A 20,026-nucleotide genomic window follows, 5' to 3' on the forward strand; every position below is an offset into this window, starting at 1 on the left:
CCGGTGATTCCAGAAAAAACCATCCATTATTACAGACAGCTGATCCCTGTATTGCTATGAAAGCAGTGTGGCAAGTTTTTGTAGCACACTTTGCGCGGTAATGGCCGCCATATCGTTTGATCCCATCGGGCGTAACACAAACTGATTCTTCCCATATCCTCCAATCAACCCCGGGTCGGTCGGGCCGTAGAGGGTGATATTCGGCCGGTCGAGCGCGGCGGCTAAGTGGCTTAAACCGGTATCAACCGAGACGACGGCGCGCGCGCCGGCTAGCGTACGGGCAACCTGCTCCAGCGTGAGTTTTGGCAGTACCTCAACAAAGTCGAAGCCTTCTGCCAGCCGCACTGCACGCTGATGCTCATGCTCGGCACCCCAGGGTAATTTAATCTTTAAACCTGAAGGCTGCATTAACCCAATCAGCTCGCGCCAGTGATCTTCCGGCCAGTGCTTATTGTCGCGCGTGGTAGCGTGAAGAAACACCAGATAGCGGTCTGCATCAGCAGGTAACGCCTGCGTAAAATGCTGTGCGATGGCGTAGTCGCCAGTGGTATCGGGTAGCTGATACCCCAGGCTTTTAGCGAACAGCTCGCGGGTACGCTGTACGGCGTGCTGCTGTTTACTGACTTCATGGCGTTTGTCATACCACCAGCTGGCGAAGGGTTCACGTGCGCTGCGGCTGTCCTGGCCATGTTTCTCACCTTTTGCCAGCCGGGTCACCAGGGCCGCACTTTTCATCAGCCCCTGGGCGTCGATAACGGCATCGTAATCGCGAGACTGCAGCGCGCGTTTGAAGACGACGCGCTCTTCCCGCACCTGGCTGCCGAACCAGTGCTTACGCCAGCGACGGATTGCCACGGGTAAGACCCGGTCGACGGCCGGATGCCAGGAGGGGATCTGGGCAAAACCTTCTTCCACGACCCAGTCAAAGCGGATCGCAGGGATAGCGTGCATGGCATCCGTCAGGGCAGGTAATGCGTGAAGGACATCCCCCATTGAGGATGTTTTAATAATTAATACCCGCATTCAGACTCCAGGCCGTGGGCAAAGCGTGGCCAGCTCGTTGAGGACACGCTCTGGCGTAATATCAATCAGGCTCTGGTGATAACCTTCGTCGGCATCCCCTTTGCGGACCTTGTGGTAACCCGTTATCAGACGGATCACGCGGGCTTTCGCAGACAGCGGTGGGGTGAAGTCCGGGCTGCTGGGCCCGTAAAGCGCAATCAGTGGTCGGTCGAGCGCAGCGGCGATGTGCATCAGTCCGGAGTCATTGCTGACGACGGCATCGCATGCCGCCAGCAGAATAACAGCCTGCTCCAGCTGCGTTTCTCCTGCCAGGTTACGGCAGTGCTGGCGGGCATCTTCAGCCAGTGCAGCCAGGATCTGCTGTCCAGTTTCATGGTCTTTGGCCGAGCCGAACAGCACCACCTGATAGCCCTGATCGATCAGGCTCTGTGCCAGCGCGGCGTAGTGATAGTGTGGCCAGCGTTTGGCCGGACCAAATTCAGCGCCCGGACAAAACCCGACCGTCGGCCGCCCGGAGGCGAGATCGAAGGTGTGAGCTGTGGTCTGTTTTTCCGCTTCATTCACGGTTAACTGCGGCCAGAGCAGAGGTTGCGGCAGGTCACTGGCGCTATGGATACGCGCTTTGTCGTACCCGAGCGCAACATAGCGCTGCACCATCAGCGGGAAAGCGGCTTTATCCAGCCGTCGCAGGTCGTTTAACAACCCGTAACGCATTTCCCCGCGCCAGCCGGTGCGACGGGGGATGTCGGCAAAAAACGGCACCAGCGCAGACTTAAACGAGTTAGGCAGAACATAGGCACGATCGTAGCCATTAACCTTGAGCGCTTTGCCCAGGCGGCGGCGCTCGGCAACCTGCAAAGCACCATGCCCCAGCGGCATGGCCAGGGCTTCGTTCACTTCCGGCATCCGTGACAGAAGCGGACGGCACCACGCGGGTGCCATCACGTCAATCACTGCGTCAGGATGTTCGGCCTTCAGGGTGCGATAGAGACTTTGTGACATCATCATATCGCCGACCCACGATGGGCCGATAACCAGAATTTTCATTCCCGGACGGTGCCTCTTACGCGTTACGGTTTAGCCAGGCCATGTAGTCAGCCACGCCTTCAGCAACGGTTTTGAACGGTTTGTCATACCCGGCGGCGCGCAGTTTGGTCTGGTCTGCCAGCGTGAATGCCTGGTAGCGGCCTTTGAGCTTTTCCGGGAAAGGAATGTACTCAATTTCGCCGCTCTGATGGTACTTCAGGGCGGCATCGGCCACTTCCTGGAATGATTCGGCGCGGCCGGTGCCACAGTTAAAGATGCCCGATACCGCATTTTCCCAGAACCACAGGTTCACTGATGCGACGTCTTCAACATAGATAAAGTCACGTTTGAAACCATCGCTGCCTTCGAACAGTTTCGGGTTTTCGCCGTTGTTTAGCTGGGTATTGAGGTGGAATGCCACGCTCGCCATGCTGCCTTTGTGTCCTTCACGTGGACCGTAGACGTTGAAGTAACGGAAACCACACACCTGCGACTGCGCTTCCGGCAGGATATTACGTACATAGTGGTCAAACAGCATTTTGGAGTAGCCATAAACGTTGAGAGGCTCTTCAAACTGACGCTCTTCAATAAAGTCGCTGTTGCGGCCGCCGTAAGTCGCGGCGGAAGAGGCGTACAGGAAGGGGATCTGATGTTCCAGGCACCAGTGCAGCAGCTCTTTGGAATACTGATAGTTGTTATCCATCATGTATTTCCCGTCCCACTCGGTGGTGGACGAGCACGCCCCTTCATGGAATACGGCTTCCACATCACCAAAATCTTCATCCGCCAGGATAGAGATGAGGAAGTCTTCTTTATCCATGTAGTCGGCAATATTCAGATCGGCCAGATTGGCGAACTTGGTGCCGTCTTTCAGATTGTCCACCACCAGAATGTCGGTGTGACCCTTATCATTCAGCGCCTTAATAATATTGCTACCGATGAATCCAGCGCCGCCAGTGACGATAATCATGAGCTTAAACCCTAAAAAGTGGGGTGGAACAGGAGGTTCCACTCGCTAATGGTTCATATCATAACATCTCATCGCAAAGTCGACAGCCAGAGGAGTCTGTAACGCGGAGAGGAGAAGTTTCCTTTCCGTGAGTTATGCTGCAAAAAAGAGATTATTCCGCGTATATCATCAACCCTGTGCTTCAATTTCAGATATCTGTTTTGTGAAAATATTGATTTGGAGAATAAAGGTGAGACAGGAATTCTATCAGCAGCTTACGACCCAACTGAGCGATGCAGAGCAGGAAGGATTATTTAAAAGGGAACGACAGATTACGCTGGCCCAGCAGGCCATCATTGCCCTGGCAGATGGCAGCGAGCTACTGAACTTCTGTGCCAACAATTATCTGGGGCTGGCGAACCATCCAGCGGTGATTGCTGCGGCGAAAGCTGGCATGGACAGCCACGGGTTTGGGATGGCCTCAGTGCGCTTTATCTGCGGAACCCAGGATATCCACCGTCAGCTGGAGCAGGCGTTAGCGACCTTTCTCGGCATGGAGGAGGCGATCCTCTACTCCTCCTGTTTTGATGCCAACGGCGGGCTGTTTGAGACCCTGCTGGGACCCGAAGATGCTGTGATTTCTGATGCCCTGAATCATGCCTCGATTATCGACGGTATTCGTCTGTGCAAAGCCCGGCGCTATCGCTATGCCAATAATGATATGGCTGAACTGGAGGCCTGTCTTGAGCAGGCCAGAACCGACGGCGCTCGTCATATTTTGATCGCCACCGATGGCGTATTTTCCATGGACGGGGTGATCGCTAACCTGACGGGCATTTGCGATCTCGCTGACCGGTATGGGGCACTGGTGATGGTCGATGATTCCCACGCTGTTGGATTTGTGGGGGCGCAGGGGCGCGGCAGCCCTGAGCACTGCGGCGTGATGGGGCGGATAGACATTATCACCGGCACGCTGGGCAAAGCGCTTGGCGGCGCTTCAGGCGGCTACACAGCGGCGAAAAAAGAGGTGGTGGAGTGGCTGAGACAGCGCTCACGGCCTTATCTTTTCTCGAACTCGCTGGCGCCCGCCATTGTCACCGCTTCCCTTGAGGTCCTGAAGATGCTGGAAGACGGGCAGGGTTTACGTCGGCGGCTTTGGGATAACGTCTGCTATTTTCGGGAAAAAATGAGCGCCGCCGGTTTCACCCTCGCGGGGGCCGATCACGCAATTATCCCGGTGATGCTGGGGGATGCCCGGCTGGCGCAGACGTTCGCGGCCCGGCTTCAGCAGGAGGGGGTTTTTGTCACCGGCTTCTGTTATCCGGTGGTGCCGAAAGGACAGGCACGGATACGGACCCAGATCTCGGCAGCGCATACGCAGGCCCAGCTAGAGCAGGCAGTAGCTGCCTTTTGTCGTGTTGGCATTGAACTGGGCGTCATAACAGGCGGGGAGGTCTTATGAAAGCGCTGTCAAAACGCTATGCCCGTCCCGGGATCTGGATGACGCATGATGCTCCGGTGCCTGAACCCGGTCATAACGATCTGCTGATCAAGATCCGTAAAACGGCGATCTGCGGTACCGACGTGCATATTTATAACTGGGATGAATGGTCGCAGAAGACCATTCCGGTGCCGATGATCACCGGCCATGAATACGTCGGGGAAGTAGTGGCTGTCGGTCAGGAAGTCGCGGGCTTTCAGCCCGGTGACCGTGTGTCGGGTGAAGGTCACATTACCTGTGGGCACTGCCGCAACTGCCGGGGCGGCCGTACGCATCTGTGCCGCAATGCCATTGGCGTTGGCGTTAACCGTCAGGGCTGTTTTGCCGAATATCTGGTGATCCCGGCGGTGAACGCCTTCAAAATTCCCGATAATATTTCCGATGAGCTGGCCGCGATCTTCGACCCCTTTGGAAATGCCGTTCACACGGCACTGTCATTTGACCTGGTAGGCGAAGATGTTCTGATCACCGGTGCGGGTCCGATTGGCATCATGGCGGCGGCCATCTGCCGTCACGTGGGGGCCCGCCATGTGGTGATCACAGACGTGAATGAGTATCGCCTGGGGCTGGCGCGAAAGATGGGGGTAACACGGGCGGTTAACATCAGCGAAGAGAGTCTGCCGCAGGTGATGCGTGCGCTGGAGATGACGGAAGGGTTTGATGTCGGACTGGAAATGTCCGGCGTCCCTGATGCGTTTCGCTCCATGCTGGATGTGATGAACCATGGCGGGCGCATTGCAATGCTGGGTATCCCTCCGGCATCGATGTCAATTGACTGGAATCAGGTTATCTTCAAGGGGCTGTTTATCAAAGGCATCTATGGCCGTGAGATGTTTGAAACCTGGTACAAGATGGCGGCACTGCTGCAATCGGGGCTCGACCTGTCGCCGGTGATCACCCACCGCTACGGGATTGACGATTTTCAGCGAGGGTTTGACGATATGCGCACCGGGCAGGCGGGGAAAGTCATCCTCGACTGGAACTGACATCAGGGGCGGCCAGACATGGCCGCCCCCCGCATCCCTATTTTCCAAACAGACTTTTCTTCAGATCCTGCACCAGCGGGCTGTTGCTGATGCTCTCGGCCACGACTGTCAGCGCACGTGTTGCCGGCACCGGCGGCACGGTCACTTTGCACACCTCGCTGCCGTGGAAAGGATTATGTGGTTTGACAGGCTGGGGTTGACTCTCCGGCGCGAGAGGCTTGTTATTTATGCGCTGTGGTTCGTTCAGAAGCTGGCTCGGGCGCACCAGGGTGATATCAGCAGGCAGCGTCGGGAGCATCTGCTGCAGGACTCTGACCGTGGCCGGATGAGGGTGACCGATGGCAATCGCTGAACCATCCCGCTGTGCCAGACGTACCGCGCGGGTAAACTGCTTGCGGATATCCGCTTCGTTCTGGCTGTCGTCCAGGAACACCCGACGTTTGATCACTTTCACGCTGGTGCCGGCTGCGGCCCGGGTGGACTGGCTGTTGCCGATGGTCATACTGTCGAGGAAATAAAAATTGTAGTGATCCAGCACCTGCATGACTTTCTGCATCCCCGGCAGGCTGGAGGTCATCGCACTGCCCATGTGGTTATTCAGGCCGACGGCAAAGGGGACGGCCGCTGCGGCATCACGAATAATGCGTGCGATCTCTTCTGCGGACATGTCAGGGCGCAGGGTATCTTTTTCCAGCGGCTGCTTGCTCAGCGGTGCCATCGGCAGGTGGATCAGCACTTCATGTCCCCGCTGATGGGCTTTAGTGGCCATTTCCCGTGCGTACGGGGCGTTGGGCAGCACGGCCACGGAGAGGGCGGCAGGCATCTGCAGCACCTGATTTTCCTGGGCAGGGCGGTAGCCAAAATCATCAATGACGATCGAAAGCTTACCGGCGAAGACCGGGCTGGATAAAAGCAGTCCTACCAGCAGCCCGCTGAGTTTTCGATGTTGGAACAACACTTATCTTCCTAACCACGGTTGTGGATTGACTGCCCGTCCCTGACGGCGGATTTCAAAATAGAGCGAAGGCGTGCCGCGACCACCGCTGGTCCCGACCAGCGCAATCGGCTGCCCTGCACGTACCTGGGTTCCGACGCTCACCAGCGCACTCTGGTTGTAGCCATACAGGCTCATATCACCCTTACCGTGCTCAACCACCACCACCAGTCCGTAGCCCTGCAACCAGTCAGCCATCAGGACGCGGCCATCGGCAATCGCTTTCACTTCAGTGCCTTCCGGTGCATCGATGACCAGCCCCTTCCAGCGCAGCTCGCCCTGAAGCTCTTCACCGAACCGGTGTTCGATCGTGCCCCGTACCGGCCATATTGCCTGGCCGGACGGTTTACCCAGGCCACCGGTACGCGACATCAGGGAGCGTTCACTGTCGGTGGGTTTATAGGTGCTGCCTTTACGCTTCGCCTGAGCTTCACGCTCACGCACTTTTTCTGCCTCACGCGCTTCCCGTTCGGCACGCGCTTTGGCTTCCCGCTCTGCTCTGGCAATTTTGTCACGCAGGCGGCTTTCGTTTTGACGCAACTCGACCAGCTGTGCCTGATCTTTTTCCAGCGAGGACTCCAGTGTGTTCAGGGTTTTCTTACGCGCCTGGCGTGCGCCTTCCAGTTTTTGCTGCTGGCTCTCCTGCTGGGTCAGCAGTGATTTTTGCTGTGCCTGTTTGTCGATCAGGCTGGCTTTCTGCGCTGACAGATCGCTACGGGTCTGCTTCAGTGTTTCTATCGATTTCTGTCGGGCATCGTTCAGATAACCAAAATAGGCCAGCATTCGCTCGCTACGCTGGCTCTCTTCGCCACTGAGGATCAGCTGCAATCCACTGTGCTGCCCCTGACGGAATGCCGCATCCAGCTGCTGCGCCAGGATGCCTTCCTGCTGTTTCTGCTGCTGCTGGAGTTTATTGATAGACGCGGTCAGGCTGGCGATGTCTTTATTGATCGCGCTGAGGCTGCCCTGAGTCTCACGCAGCTGACGACTGGCCTGCGCAATGATTTTCTCCTGGCTCTGCAGCTGATCGAGAAGCTGACTGCGCTGCTGCTTTTGCCGCTGGACACTCTTCTCTTTTGCGGCGATATCCTGCTGGAGGGTCTGTAGCTGGGATTTGTTGTCTTCTGCGGCTGACGCAGAAAAAGAGAACAACAATGCGCCGGTGCAAAATGCACTGACGGCCAGGGCGGACAAGCTTGCACGTAATGGCGGAACAACGGCCGTGGGCTTACGCGGGGTCCATGAATGTAACACTGTCGCTTTTTCCCTCATATCTGTGGATTATTCCACGATGAACAGCAGCTTACCAGCCATCTCTGGATGGTTTTCTATTTCTGTCAGTAACAGTCGTATGCTTTACCCACCGGGGACAATCAGGCGAAAGCGCTCTCAGCGACAAAGCAAAGTGAAGTGTGAAAAAGCGACGATGCACAACAATTAACCGCTTAACTTCGCCGCAGTCCCTTCACAGGATAGCGGTTTTCACTTAAGGCAACTTTTTTTTGTAATCTGTCGCAGAAAACATAACTCTGAAGGGCTTCTCGACTGTACATGACACTCCTGGCAGGTATACTCAGAAGCCTTGTTTTTAGCTTATTAACCCTTTCGGGAGTTGTTACCCCTCATGCAAGATATTATGCAGTTCGCAGGCAATCACACCATTTTAGGTCTGGCGTGGGTTGTTTTGCTGGTACTGGTGATCGTGACCACCGTTAAGGGCATGTTCTCCAAAGTAAAAGTGATTAGCCGGGGTGAAGCCACCCGCTTAATTAACAAAGAAGAAGCCGTGGTAGTGGACGTGCGTGGGCGCGATGATTACCGCAAGGGCCATATTTCTAACGCGATGAACGTGCTGGCAGCAGATATTAAAAAAGGCAGCTTCGGCGAGCTGGAAAAACATAAAGCGCAGCCACTGATCGTCGTGTGTGCAACCGGAACATCGGCCTCTGATTCAGCGACCAAGCTGAATGCAGCGGGCTTCGAGCGGGTTTACGTGCTGAAAGATGGTGTATCCGGCTGGAGTGGCGACAACCTGCCGCTGGTTCGCGGTAAATAAATTACGGGAGTTCTGGCATGGCAAACGTTGAGATCTACACTAAAGCGACCTGCCCTTTCTGTCATCGTGCGAAAGCATTGCTGAGTCAGAAGGGCGTGAATTTCAAGGAAATCCCCATTGATGGGGATGTTACCCTGCGTGAAGAGATGATAAAACGTAGCGGCCGGACAACCGTTCCGCAGATTTTTATTGATGCACAGCACATCGGCGGCTGTGACGACCTGTTTGCACTTGAAGGTCGTGATGGTCTTAGCCCGTTGTTAAACTAGGGAAGGCTGCGCATTCTGGCGCATATTGCCTGACGATTGCTGCAGCAGAGTAACGGATTATTAACCTATAGGATTACGTACCATGTCAGAACAGAACAACACCGAGATGTCTTTCCAGATCCAGCGTATCTACACTAAAGATGTCTCTTTCGAAGCGCCAAACGCACCTCAGGTTTTCCAGAAAGAGTGGGAGCCGGAAGTCAAACTGGATCTGGACACCGCGTCAAGCCAGCTGGCCGACGATGTGTATGAAGTCGTGCTGCGCGTGACGGTGACCGCTACCGTCGGTGAAGACTCTGCGTTCCTGTGTGAAGTTCAGCAGGCGGGTATCTTCTCGATCGGCGGCATCGAAGGGACGCAGATGGCCCATTGCCTGGGTGCCTACTGCCCGAACATTTTGTTCCCGTATGCGCGTGAGTGCATCACCAGCCTGGTCTCCCGTGGCACCTTCCCGCAGCTGAACCTTGCTCCGGTTAACTTTGACGCGCTGTTTATGAACTACCTGCAGCAGTCAGAAGGTGCAGCGCCTCAGCAGGATGCTTAATGGATAGCCCTCATGCATCCATGAGCGTCATCGGTGCCGGCTCGTACGGCACCGCTTTGGCGATTACGCTGGCTCGTAACGGCCACAATGTGGTGCTCTGGGGGCACAATCCCCGGCATCAGGCGCAGTTACAGGCCGACCGTTGCAATACCGCTTTCCTCCCCGATGTTCCTTTCCCGGATACCCTTCATCTTGAAACCGACCTTGCGACGGCGATAGCGGCCAGTCGAGATTTGCTGGTGGTGGTGCCAAGCCATGTGTTTGGTGACGTGCTGCAGCAGATCAAACCCTATCTGCGCGCGGATTCGCGTCTGGTCTGGGCAACGAAAGGTCTGGAGAAAGAGACGGGACGGCTGCTGCAGGATGTGGCCCGTGAGATCCTGGGGGATGCCATTCCGCTGGCGGTGATCTCCGGCCCGACCTTTGCCAAAGAGCTGGCAGCCGGTCTGCCGACAGCCATTGCTCTGGCGGCAACGGATACGGTGTTCGCTGATGACCTGCAGCAGCTCTTGCACTGTGGCAAAAGCTTCCGTGTCTATAATAATCCTGATTTTATCGGCGTGCAGCTGGGCGGTGCGGTGAAAAACGTTATCGCTATCGGCGCTGGCATGTCAGATGGTATTGGCTTTGGAGCCAATGCGCGCACGGCGTTAATCACCCGCGGCCTGGCAGAAATGAGCCGGTTGGGCGCGGCGTTGGGTGCCGATCCGACCACATTTATGGGCATGGCGGGGCTGGGCGATCTGGTGCTGACCTGTACCGATAACCAGTCTCGTAACCGTCGTTTTGGCATGATGCTGGGGCAGGGTGCCGATGTGGAAGGTGCGCAGGATACCATTGGTCAGGTGGTGGAAGGCTACCGTAATACCAAAGAAGTGAAGGCACTGGCTGCGCGGTTTGGCGTAGAAATGCCGATCACCGAGCAGATTTATCAGGTGCTCTATTGCGGAAAAAATGCACGCGAGGCAGCATTGAGTCTGCTCGGGCGCACAAGGAAGGACGAAAACAGCGGAAGCTGAACCGGACCGACAGTGTTGTAGCCAGTGGCGTCTGACCGGACGCCATTTTTAATGGGGAGAGATCCATGCCGTGTGTAGAGCCAGAAATTATCTGGGATAGCATTAAAACGGAGGCGCGTGCGCTGGCCGACTGTGAACCAATGCTGGCCAGCTTTTACCACGCCACTCTGCTCAAACATGATGACCTGGGGAGCGCCCTCAGCTACATGCTGGCGAACAAGCTGGCGAACCCCATCATGCCGGCGATTGCCATCCGTGAAGTGATTCAGGATGCCTACCGTCAGGACCCGTCGATGATCGTTTCTGCGGCCTGTGATATTCAGGCAGTCCGCCAGCGAGATCCGGCTGTCGACAAATACTCCACGCCGCTGCTCTACCTGAAAGGCTTCCACGCATTGCAGGCATATCGTATCGGACACTGGCTGTGGAACGAGGGACGTCGGGCGCTGGCCGTCTATCTGCAAAACGAAATCTCCGTTTCGTTTGCCGTCGATATTCATCCGGCAGCCAAAATCGGCCGTGGGATTATGCTCGATCATGCTACCGGTATTGTGGTGGGTGAAACCGCCGTCATCGAAGACGATGTTTCCATCCTGCAGTCCGTCACCCTCGGTGGTACGGGCAAAACCAGCGGCGACCGCCATCCGAAGATCCGTGAAGGGGTGATGATCGGCGCAGGCGCGAAGATCCTCGGCAATATTGAAGTGGGACGCGGGGCGAAGATTGGGGCGGGTTCAGTAGTATTACAGCCCGTACCTCCGCACACCACGGCGGCGGGCGTACCGGCGCGCATTGTCGGCAAGCCGGGCAGCGATAAGCCGTCAATGGATATGGATCAGCATTTTAATGGCATGGTGCCAGGCTTCGAATTCGGCGACGGCATCTGATTAAGCCTGGTTTACTTGCCATTTTTTGTCCGGGCAGTGCTCGTCACCCTCACGTACTGCATGCACGCTGCGGTGACTGCGCGCTGGCCGAACGCAAACTGGCTGCGACACCGACGGCCCTTGATAGAGGTGTAAAATCTGTCCTCACGCTCCGCTACTCCTTAATTAACGCCCCTGCGTAACCCAACTGCCGCCACGCTTCATACACCACCACTGAAACGGCGTTAGAGAGATTCATGCTGCGGCTGTCCGGCATCATCGGGATGCGGATTTTTTGCTGTGCGGGCAGGGCGTCAAGAATAGCGGCGGGCAGGCCGCGCGTTTCCGGGCCAAACAGCAGGTAATCACCCGCCTGATAGCTGACAGCGCTGTGGGCCGGTGTGCCCTTGGTCGTCAGGGCAAACACACGCTGGGGGGCTTCTGACGCTGTAAACGCCGCATAGCTGTCATGATGAGCGATCGCGGTGAACTCATGATAATCCAGCCCGGCACGCCGCAGTCGCTTGTCATCCCAGGCAAAGCCGAGCGGTCCGATGAGGTGTAGCTTAAAGCCGGTATTGGCGCACAGGCGAATGATGTTGCCGGTGTTAGGGGGGATCTCGGGTTCGAATAAAACGATATTTAGCATGTAACGGCCCTCAGGAACGAGGGCCGAAGGATAGCAAATTATTCACGCTGAGTGGTATACAGCGGCAGCCAAATCGTCAGACGCAGACCGCCCAGCGGGCTGTCGTCGGCTTTAACCCAGCCACGGTGCTGCTGGATAGCATTATCAACAATCGCCAGCCCCAGCCCTGTTCCGCCGGACTCACGGTCGCGGGCTTCATCCGTGCGGTAGAACGGTCTGAAAATCTGTTCGCGGTCTTCAGCACTGACCCCGGGACCGTCATCATCAACGTGGATGGTAATGCCCTGTTTATCCACCGCAAAGCTGACGGAAATCCGGCTGTGAGAATAACGCAGTGCATTACGCACGATATTCTCCAGTGCGCTTTCAAGTGCGCTGGGGTTACCGTACAGCGGCCACGGGCCTGGCGGGTAAGGAACCTCAAGCGTTTTCCCTACCTGTTCGGCTTCAAAGCGCGCATCTTCCAGCACTCCTGACCACAGATGGTTGGCCTTAATCGCCTCGCTGATCAACGCATTGGTGTGCTGCGTGCGGGATAACACCAGCAGATCGTTGATCATACCGTCCAGCCGCTGTGCTTCCATTTCAATACGTCCCAGCTCTTTGCCCTCACCGTGGCGGCGGCGCATCAGCGCGGTTGCCAGCTGCAGGCGCGTGAGCGGGGTGCGTAACTCATGGGAGATATCGGACAGCAGCCGCTGCTGGGCATTCATCATGCGTTCCAGCGCACTGACCATCTGATTGAAGCTGGCCCCGGCCGCCAGAAACTCCTGGGGCCCGGATTCCAGTTCCGGCCGCTGACGCAGATTCCCCGCCGCCACATCGTCGGCAGCGTGTTTCAGCTTACGCGCCGGTTTTGCCAGGCTCCATGCCAGCCACAGCAGCAACGGTGAGCTGATCAGCATAGTGACGATCAGCAGCAGCAGCGGGCGGTCAAACAGCAGGTTAATAAAATCGAGCTGAGAACTGCCTGCCGGACGGATCAGATACAGCTGGTAGTTATCCTCCCCATCGCGAATGGAGAAGGGGCCTGCCATCTCTACCCGGCCATATTTCTTCTTCTGCGGATGATCGGCATTATCGGCCTGGCCGATAAAGTTACGGATCACCTGCATCTCATTATGCTGTGCACCAATCACACGCCCTTCGCTGGTGACCAGCAGAAGGCGTTGACCGGGCGGAGCCCATTTATCGATGGCGCGGAACAGCCTGCGCCACCACATTAAATCATTGGGCGGGTCCTGACTCAGCTCCGCCTCAACGTGCTGCTCAATCATGATCCCCTGACGCTGCTCGTTATCCAGCAGCGGCGTCATCTGACGGGAGTCAAGTTTAGGCAGCATTAACACCAGCATCAGTACCAGCGCCAGAGTCAGCCAGAAAATGGCAAAGATGCGGGTGGTCAGGCTGGATATCATGTTGCCGACACCATCAGGTATCCCCGGCCGCGCAGTGTTTTAAACCACGGATGGCCATCCCTGCGCTCCGGCAGCTTACGCCGCAGGTTGGAGATATGCATATCAATGGCGCGGTCAAACGGCGTCAGACGTTTGCCCAGCACTTCCTGGCTGAGATGTTCACGTGACACCACCTGCCCCAGATGCTGTGCCAGCAGATAGAGCAGCGTAAATTCGGTGCCAGTTAAATCCAGCGTCACACCGTCGAAACTGGCTTCCTGACGTCCCGGGTTCAGGCGCAGTAAGTCCACTTCCAGCGTAGGTGAGCTGTTGTCATGCTGTTGCTGCTGCTGTTCGCTCCAGTTAGAACGGCGCAAAATGGCACGAATACGTGCAACCAGTTCACGGTCGTTAAAGGGCTTCGGCAGGTAATCATCTGCCCCCAGTTCCAGACCCAGCACACGGTCCAGTTCACTGCCACGCGCGGTTAGCATAATGACCGGCGTTTGGTGTTGTTGACGCAGTTCCTTAAGGGTATCGATGCCGTTTTTCTTCGGCATCATCACATCCAGTAATAACAGATCGACAGAGCTGTCCAGTAGCGCCAGTGCCTGCTCGCCGTCACCGGCAACCAGCACGTTGAATCCTTCCATTTCAAGCAATTCTTTAAGCAGCGAAGTCAATTCGCGGTCATCGTCAACCAACAGGATTTTATTCATTTTTTATTGCCCTCCGCAGGCAAAATACCGTGAACGAATGCGCTCAATCCATGACTTTACGTAGTTTTACACCCCCTGACGCATGTTTGCAGCAGGCACCGTAGACTCATTCTCGTTGAATCGAAATACGGAAACAAACCTGGGAGTAGACGATGCGTAAAGTTACCGCCGTCGTTGTCGTTCCGGCGCTGATGTTCACTCTCTCCGCCGCATGGGCAGATAACGTCGCGACGACTGATGAGATGCATCAGGATGACGCAGCAAACCATACGCTAAGACAGGTTCCGCAAAGCCATATGTTTGATGGCATCAACCTGACGGAACAGCAGCGACAGCAGCTACGCGATCTGATGCAGCAGGCACGGCACGATCGTTCTCCTATAAGTATTAACGATTTAGAGCGACTGCACGAACTGATTATTGCAGATAAATTTGACCAGACGGCCTATCAGGCTCAGGCAGAGAAAATTGCACAGGCGGAAGTGGCGCGCCAGGTCGAAATGGCCCGGGTTCGCAACCAGATGTACCACCTGTTAACGCCTCAGCAGCAGGACGTTTTGGAACAGAAACACCAGCAGCGCTTTAACGAAATGCGCAGGCTGACGAATATGCAGCAGTTTTCACCGCTGCAGGCAGCAAGTAGTACCGGCAGTACCCAGTAACATAGTATCCCTGTTTTTCCTTGCCATAGACACATCCCTGTCTTCCCCCGCCATGATGGCGGGGTTTTTTTTGCCTGAAACCCAGTATACTCAGCATTCGTTATTATGGAGTTTTCCATGAATGCAAACTATGCCCGTCTGGTTAATTCGGCGGCACTGGCGGCCACGACGCTGGCTTCACTCCTGCTGATAATCAAAATATTTGCCTGGTGGTACACGGGGTCGGTCAGCGTACTGGCTGCGCTGGTGGATTCTCTGGTGGATATCGCTGCATCGCTGACCAACCTGCTGGTGGTGCGCTATGCATTACAGCCTGCCGATGCGGAACATACCTTTGGCCATGGTAAAGCCGAATCTCTTGCGGCGCTGGCGCAGAGTATGTTTATCTCTGGCTCAGCACTGTTTCTCTTCCTTACCGGATTGCAGCACCTGGCCTCTCCCGAACCAATGAAAGCTCCGTTGGTTGGTATGGTGGTTACTCTGATTGCGCTGCTATCGACGATGGTACTGGTGACGTTCCAGCGCTGGGTCGTTCGGCATACACGTAGCCAGGCGATCCGCGCGGATATGCTGCACTACCAGTCTGATGTCGTGATGAACGGCGCTATTCTGCTGGCGCTGGCCTTAAGCTGGTACGGCTATCATCGTGCCGATGCGCTGTTTGCGTTAGGGATTGGTGTGTGGATTTTGTATAGTGCTTTGCGCATGGGATATGACGCGGTGCAGGCCCTGCTTGACCGTGCTCTGCCTGCCGAAGAACATCAGGCCATTGTGGCGATCGTAGCCGGCTGGCCCGGTGTGCAGGGCGCACATGATATCCGCACCCGGCAGTCAGGCCCCACACGCTTTATCCAACTGCATCTGGAAATGAACGATGATCTTCCTTTGCACCAGGCTCACCAGTTAGCGGAACAGGTTGAACAGGCTTTACTGCATCGTTTTCCGGGTTCTGATGTCATTATCCATCAGGATCCCTGTTCGGTGGTGCCGGAGGGGCGTAAAGGCAATTTTGATCAGGAAAGCGTTTCTAAATGAAATGGTTAGCGATTACACTGGTTATAACGTGACGTAACGCAAAAAAAATAGCCGAAAGTTGCCTGACCTGAATCAATTCAGCTTTCAGGGTTTGATATACTATTGCCAATAATTGAGTCGGTTATCTCGTTCGCCTACGTCGACCCGCTCCGGCGTCCAGAATTCATCATTTGCATCATCAAGTTCAGAGGTTGTCATGATCAAAAAAATCGGTGTACTGACAAGCGGCGGCGACGCCCCAGGTATGAATGCTGCGATCCGGGGTGTTGTTCGCGCCGCGCTCAGTGAAGGACTGGAAGTGTGTGGCATTTATGACGGCTATCTGGGCCTGTATGAAGATCGCATGGTTAACCTCGACCGCTACAGCGTGTCGGATATGATTAATCGCGGGGGCACCTTCCTGGGCTCAGCGCGTTTCCCTGAATTCCGTAATGACGATGTGCGCACCGTTGCCATTGAGAATATGAAAAAGCGCGGTATTGATGCGCTGGTGGTGATTGGCGGTGACGGTTCTTATATGGGAGCCAAGCGTCTGACCGAGATGGGCTTCCCGTGCATTGGCCTGCCGGGCACCATTGATAACGACGTCGCGGGCACTGACTACACGATCGGCTACTTCACCGCGCTGGAAACCGTCGTAGAAGCGATTGACCGCCTGCGTGACACCTCCTCTTCACATCAGCGTATTTCTATTGTCGAAGTAATGGGACGTTACTGTGGCGACCTGACGCTGGCGGCGGCGATAGCGGGCGGTTGCGAATTTATTGTTCTGCCAGAAATCCCTTACACGCGTGAAGAGCTGGTGAGTGAGATCAAAGCGGGCATTGCCAAAGGTAAAAAGCACGCTATCGTGGCGATCACCGAACACATCTGTGATATCGACGATCTGGCGAAATACATCGAAGAAGAAACCAAACGCGAAACCCGAGCCACGGTGTTGGGCCATATCCAGCGCGGTGGTGCGCCTGTCGCTTACGATCGTATCCTGGCCTCCCGCATGGGTGCCTATTCCATTGAGCTGTTGTTACAGGGCTACGGCGGCCGCTGCGTGGGGATTCAGAACGAGAAGATGGTACACCACGACATCATTGACGCGATTGAAAATATGAAGCGTCCGTTTAAAGGTGACTGGCTGGATACCGCGAAGAAACTGTACTGATTAACAACAGGGCGCTGTCGGTCAGCGCCCTGCTTATGCAGTGCTTTATTCCATATAGTTATTACAGCTAATTTTTAATTCTTTAATCCGCAGATTACTTTGTGTCACGCTCCCTGACAGAGAAAACCTTTGGGAGTGCGTGCAATGAAGAAGTGGAGTGTGGGAATTACCCTGTTACTGGCCTCAACCAGCGTGCTGGCGAAGGATATCCAGCTACTGAATGTCTCTTACGATCCAACCCGTGAGCTCTACGAGCAGTACAACAAAGCCTTCAGCGCACATTACAAGCAGGAAACGGGTGACAACGTGGTGATCCGCCAGTCACACGGTGGTTCGGGCAAGCAGGCCACCTCCGTTATCAACGGCATCAAAGCCGATGTGGTGACGCTGGCGCTGGCTTCTGACGTTGATGCGATTGCTGAACGTGGCCGTATCGATAAAAACTGGATCAAACGTCTGCCGGACAATTCTGCGCCTTATACCTCCACCATTGTTTTCCTTGTACGAAAAGGCAACCCGAAACAAATCCACGACTGGCAGGATCTGATCAAACCTGGCGTGTCGGTTATTACGCCAAACCCGAAAACCTCTGGCGGTGCCCGCTGGAACTATCTGGCCGCCTGGGGCTGGGCGCTGGATCAAAATCATGGCGATCAGGCTAAAGCACAGGAATACGTGAAAGCGCTGTTTAAAAACGTCGAAGTACAGGATTCTGGCGCACGCGGTGCGACGAACACCTTCGTCGAGCGCGGCATCGGTGACGTACTGATTGCGTGGGAAAACGAAGCGTATCTGGCGGTGAACAAACTGGGTAAAGATAAGTTCGATATCATTACCCCAAGTGAATCCATCCTGGCGGAACCGACGGTCTCTGTGGTCGATAAAGTCGTGGATGACCGCGATACCCGTAAAGTGGCAGATGAATACCTGAAGTATCTTTATTCTCCGGAAGGTCAGGACATCGCCGCACAGAATTACTATCGTCCCCGCGATACCGCGGTAGCGAAGAAATATGCCAGCGCGTTCCAGCCGGTGAAACTGTTTACTATCGATAATAAGTTTGGAGGCTGGGCTCAGGCACAGAAAACCCACTTCGCCGAAGGCGGCACTTACGATCAGGTGATGAAGCGCTAATTTGCTTTATGTGCGATATTTTACAAGGGCCGACTATTGTCGGCCCTTTTTATTTGTCTCAGTGTTAATAGAATTAAGAGCTTGCTGATTTTCTTTGCTTTAAATAAATGTTGCACCCCGGGATAATTTCGCATGATATTTTTCACGTCTTAGACTACATTGTGAGCAACCAAGGTACAGAGGTTCAGAAAAAATGCTGGGACGAAGGCGGGTTGTTATCACGCTGGTCGCTATAGTGGTAGTAGTAACCGTCGGTTTTGCTTGTATCACACTGAAATTTAACAGTAATGCAGACCAGCTGTGGAACATTGTTAGCCAGCAATGTGTGCCCGGTCAGGAGCAAAAAAACAATCCTTCTCCCTGTCGCCTGGTCAATATTCCGGATGGATACGTGGTGCTTAAAGACAGGAATGGTCCTTTGCAATTTTTGCTGATGCCGGTGGCGAAAATTACCGGCGTGGAGAGTGAGAAATTGCTCAACCCCGCCACGCCTAATTACCTGTCAGAAGCCTGGCGGGCGCGTCATTTTATGGAAGAGAAGCACGGCGCCATTATGGACGATCGGGTATTTTCTCTGGCGGTTAATTCGCGCTGGGGCCGTTCTCAGAATCAGTTGCACATTCACATCTCCTGTCTGCGGCCAGATATCCGTCAGCAGCTGGACAAGCTGGATCACCGTCTGACCGCAAAATGGCAAAGCCTGCAGTTGGGCAGCCATGAATATGAAGTCCGAACGATGACGCGCGATGAGTTCAAACGGACCAGCCCGTTTATCCGTATTGCTAATGAGTTGCCTGGTGCGCGCGAGGATATGGGGAGTTACGGCATCGCCATTGCCGTATTAGCGGACGGCAGACGCGTGTTGATGGTCGTAAAACGTAATTTGCTGCTGCTCAACCGGGCCTCTGCCGAGGAGTTGCAGGATCACAGCTGTGCGTTAGTAAAATAATTTCGCCCGTCGTTGTATCGGGTCGACCTTCTGTCCGGTCGACCCGCCCTTTATAAGCTACTTCACACGTTGATTTTGTTCTGGTTCCGGGTCATTTTTGTACTGGGCGGTGGCAATCCAGGCCGCGCAGAACAGCGTCAGGCGCGCAAAGAAATAGAAAAAGGCCATCAGACCCAGTACCGATCCGAACGCAGCGCCGGATGGCGAAGATGCCAGCTTTGGCAGTGTCAGGGTCATAATAAATTTAATCACCTCAAATCCAATCGCCGCCAGCAGCGTGCCGCGAAACAGGGCTTTTTTGCGTGGCTTATGGCGCGGCAGTATCCAGAAAATCCACAAAAACAGCAGGTAGTTGGCGAAGATCGAGATCGATAACGCAATCAGCGTCATGGCCGGACGCAGCCACTCAATGCCTTCCAGCCCCAGCGCACGCACGATAGCTGCCTGCGCCGCCCCGGCAATCGATGTCAGCGACAGCGTGATAATCAGCGCCAGTACCAGCCCGGTCAGAGAGATAAAGTCCCGCGAGTATTTGAACCAGATTTTTTCCTCGTCCTGGGGGGCTCGCTCCCACACATCCCGCGACTGAGCGCGTATTGCTTCGCGCAGATTCCCCATCCAGCTAATCCCGGAATAGAGCGCCACCAGCAGCCCGGTCAGACCGACGGTGGTACGCTGCTGAATCGCGGTATTTACGGTGCTTTTCAGCGTGGCTGCCAGCGAGGGATCGCTGATATTACTGACGATCGTGTTGATCAGTTTTGCCAGCAGGTCGGGGTTCGAGGCCAGCACAAAACCAACACCGGCAAAGGACACCATCAGGATGGGGATCAGGGAGAGAAAGGAGAAGTAGGTAATGGCGGCTCCGAACTGACTGCCGAGACGATCGTTAAAGCGCTCCCCGGCGCGTATAAAGTGTGCCACCGCAGGGATGGCCCGGAACCACTCGACCCATTTCGAGACGCGCGACAGGGATTTATCCACCGTATGATTACCGGTTTTTAGCGAGATAAGCGGTTTTTCTGCCGGCTTCTCTGTGGGCCTGATTGGGCGCTGTTGATTGTCTGCCATGAATCTTTCGTTATCCTT

At 55.2% G+C, this 20,026-nt stretch carries 21 protein-coding genes; 12 read left to right on the top strand and 9 right to left on the bottom strand.

Annotated features, from left to right (window positions below; all coding sequences use genetic code 11):
- Positions 1-54: 54 nt before the first annotated feature.
- From rfaC to rfaD, 3 genes are read right to left on the bottom strand one after another with little or no spacing between them, the layout of a single operon-like run.
- Positions 55-1,023 (bottom strand): lipopolysaccharide heptosyltransferase RfaC, encoded by a 969-nt coding sequence (gene rfaC, locus ACZ3HG_RS19530; RefSeq protein ID WP_191935333.1) that lies wholly within the window; start codon positions 1,021-1,023, stop codon positions 55-57.
- Positions 1,024-2,070: an ADP-heptose--LPS heptosyltransferase RfaF gene (rfaF, locus tag ACZ3HG_RS19535; protein WP_191935332.1), complete on the bottom strand. Its 1,047-nt coding sequence runs from the start codon at positions 2,068-2,070 to the stop codon at positions 1,024-1,026.
- 16 nt (positions 2,071-2,086) lie between these two features.
- Entirely contained in the window at positions 2,087-3,019 is a 933-nt protein-coding gene (gene rfaD, locus ACZ3HG_RS19540) for an ADP-glyceromanno-heptose 6-epimerase (RefSeq protein WP_191928182.1), read from the bottom strand.
- A gap of 229 nt (positions 3,020-3,248) precedes the next feature.
- Between rfaD and ACZ3HG_RS19545 the strand changes: the two genes are divergently transcribed.
- Both ACZ3HG_RS19545 and tdh read left to right on the top strand, forming a co-directional pair.
- Positions 3,249-4,460, top strand: a complete 1,212-nt coding sequence (locus tag ACZ3HG_RS19545; protein WP_465333985.1) for a glycine C-acetyltransferase — start codon at positions 3,249-3,251, stop codon at positions 4,458-4,460.
- Positions 4,457-5,485: an L-threonine 3-dehydrogenase gene (gene tdh / locus ACZ3HG_RS19550; protein WP_191935329.1), complete on the top strand. Its 1,029-nt coding sequence runs from the start codon at positions 4,457-4,459 to the stop codon at positions 5,483-5,485. Before ACZ3HG_RS19545 ends, tdh begins: the two co-directional genes overlap by 4 nt.
- A gap of 37 nt (positions 5,486-5,522) precedes the next feature.
- Here the strand turns inward: tdh and ACZ3HG_RS19555 are convergent, their stop codons facing one another.
- Together ACZ3HG_RS19555 and envC are read right to left on the bottom strand one after the other, a co-directional pair.
- On the bottom strand, positions 5,523-6,440 hold the full coding sequence (locus tag ACZ3HG_RS19555; RefSeq protein WP_465334031.1) for a divergent polysaccharide deacetylase family protein: 918 nt from the start codon (positions 6,438-6,440) through the stop codon (positions 5,523-5,525).
- Positions 6,441-6,443: 3 nt separating this feature from the next.
- Positions 6,444-7,751, bottom strand: a complete 1,308-nt coding sequence (gene envC, locus ACZ3HG_RS19560) for a murein hydrolase activator EnvC (protein ID WP_465333987.1) — start codon at positions 7,749-7,751, stop codon at positions 6,444-6,446.
- A gap of 352 nt (positions 7,752-8,103) precedes the next feature.
- On the opposite strand from envC, the gene ACZ3HG_RS19565 reads away from it, so the two are divergent.
- The 5 genes from ACZ3HG_RS19565 (at position 8,104) to cysE (ending at position 11,254) form a co-directional block, all read left to right on the top strand.
- On the top strand, positions 8,104-8,535 hold the full coding sequence (locus ACZ3HG_RS19565) for a rhodanese-like domain-containing protein (RefSeq protein WP_191935326.1): 432 nt from the start codon (positions 8,104-8,106) through the stop codon (positions 8,533-8,535).
- A gap of 17 nt (positions 8,536-8,552) precedes the next feature.
- Entirely contained in the window at positions 8,553-8,804 is a 252-nt protein-coding gene (grxC, locus tag ACZ3HG_RS19570) for a glutaredoxin 3 (protein ID WP_191935325.1), read from the top strand.
- Between the two features lie 82 nt (positions 8,805-8,886).
- Positions 8,887-9,348, top strand: a complete 462-nt coding sequence (gene secB / locus ACZ3HG_RS19575) for a protein-export chaperone SecB (protein ID WP_062746879.1) — start codon at positions 8,887-8,889, stop codon at positions 9,346-9,348.
- A complete protein-coding gene (gpsA, locus tag ACZ3HG_RS19580) occupies positions 9,348-10,367 on the top strand; it encodes an NAD(P)H-dependent glycerol-3-phosphate dehydrogenase (protein WP_191935324.1) in 1,020 nt (339 codons plus the stop codon). Before secB ends, gpsA begins: the two co-directional genes overlap by 1 nt.
- Positions 10,368-10,432: 65 nt before the next feature.
- A complete protein-coding gene (gene cysE / locus ACZ3HG_RS19585) occupies positions 10,433-11,254 on the top strand; it encodes a serine O-acetyltransferase (protein ID WP_062746875.1) in 822 nt (273 codons plus the stop codon).
- A gap of 154 nt (positions 11,255-11,408) precedes the next feature.
- Here cysE and trmL read toward each other — a convergent pair whose 3' ends face one another.
- The 3 genes from trmL to cpxR are packed head-to-tail and all read right to left on the bottom strand — an operon-like array spanning position 11,409 to position 13,998.
- Positions 11,409-11,882, bottom strand: a complete 474-nt coding sequence (trmL, locus tag ACZ3HG_RS19590; protein ID WP_191935323.1) for a tRNA (uridine(34)/cytosine(34)/5-carboxymethylaminomethyluridine(34)-2'-O)-methyltransferase TrmL — start codon at positions 11,880-11,882, stop codon at positions 11,409-11,411.
- A gap of 38 nt (positions 11,883-11,920) precedes the next feature.
- A complete protein-coding gene (cpxA, locus tag ACZ3HG_RS19595) occupies positions 11,921-13,300 on the bottom strand; it encodes an envelope stress sensor histidine kinase CpxA (protein WP_191935322.1) in 1,380 nt (459 codons plus the stop codon).
- Positions 13,297-13,998, bottom strand: a complete 702-nt coding sequence (cpxR, locus tag ACZ3HG_RS19600) for an envelope stress response regulator transcription factor CpxR (RefSeq protein WP_191935321.1) — start codon at positions 13,996-13,998, stop codon at positions 13,297-13,299. Before cpxR ends, cpxA begins: the two co-directional genes overlap by 4 nt.
- 152 nt (positions 13,999-14,150) lie before the next feature.
- On the opposite strand from cpxR, the gene cpxP reads away from it, so the two are divergent.
- The 5 genes from cpxP (at position 14,151) to ACZ3HG_RS19625 (ending at position 18,937) form a co-directional block, all read left to right on the top strand.
- The gene (gene cpxP, locus ACZ3HG_RS19605; RefSeq protein WP_191935320.1) at positions 14,151-14,660 is read left to right on the top strand and encodes a cell-envelope stress modulator CpxP; all 510 of its coding nucleotides are present in this window, start codon (positions 14,151-14,153) and stop codon (positions 14,658-14,660) included.
- A 117-nt stretch (positions 14,661-14,777) separates the two neighbouring features.
- Entirely contained in the window at positions 14,778-15,695 is a 918-nt protein-coding gene (gene fieF / locus ACZ3HG_RS19610; protein WP_191935319.1) for a CDF family cation-efflux transporter FieF, read from the top strand.
- A gap of 196 nt (positions 15,696-15,891) precedes the next feature.
- Positions 15,892-16,854: a 6-phosphofructokinase gene (gene pfkA, locus ACZ3HG_RS19615; RefSeq protein WP_062746860.1), complete on the top strand. Its 963-nt coding sequence runs from the start codon at positions 15,892-15,894 to the stop codon at positions 16,852-16,854.
- A gap of 144 nt (positions 16,855-16,998) precedes the next feature.
- A complete protein-coding gene (locus ACZ3HG_RS19620; RefSeq protein WP_191935318.1) occupies positions 16,999-17,988 on the top strand; it encodes a sulfate ABC transporter substrate-binding protein in 990 nt (329 codons plus the stop codon).
- Between the two features lie 193 nt (positions 17,989-18,181).
- Positions 18,182-18,937, top strand: a complete 756-nt coding sequence (locus ACZ3HG_RS19625) for a CDP-diacylglycerol diphosphatase (protein ID WP_465333994.1) — start codon at positions 18,182-18,184, stop codon at positions 18,935-18,937.
- 57 nt (positions 18,938-18,994) lie between these two features.
- Here the strand turns inward: ACZ3HG_RS19625 and yhjD are convergent, their stop codons facing one another.
- On the bottom strand, positions 18,995-20,008 hold the full coding sequence (yhjD, locus tag ACZ3HG_RS19630; RefSeq protein WP_191937088.1) for an inner membrane protein YhjD: 1,014 nt from the start codon (positions 20,006-20,008) through the stop codon (positions 18,995-18,997).
- Between the last annotated feature and the right edge of the window lie 18 nt (positions 20,009-20,026).

This window comes from Erwinia sp. PME.40.26/001 (assembly GCF_055556675.1).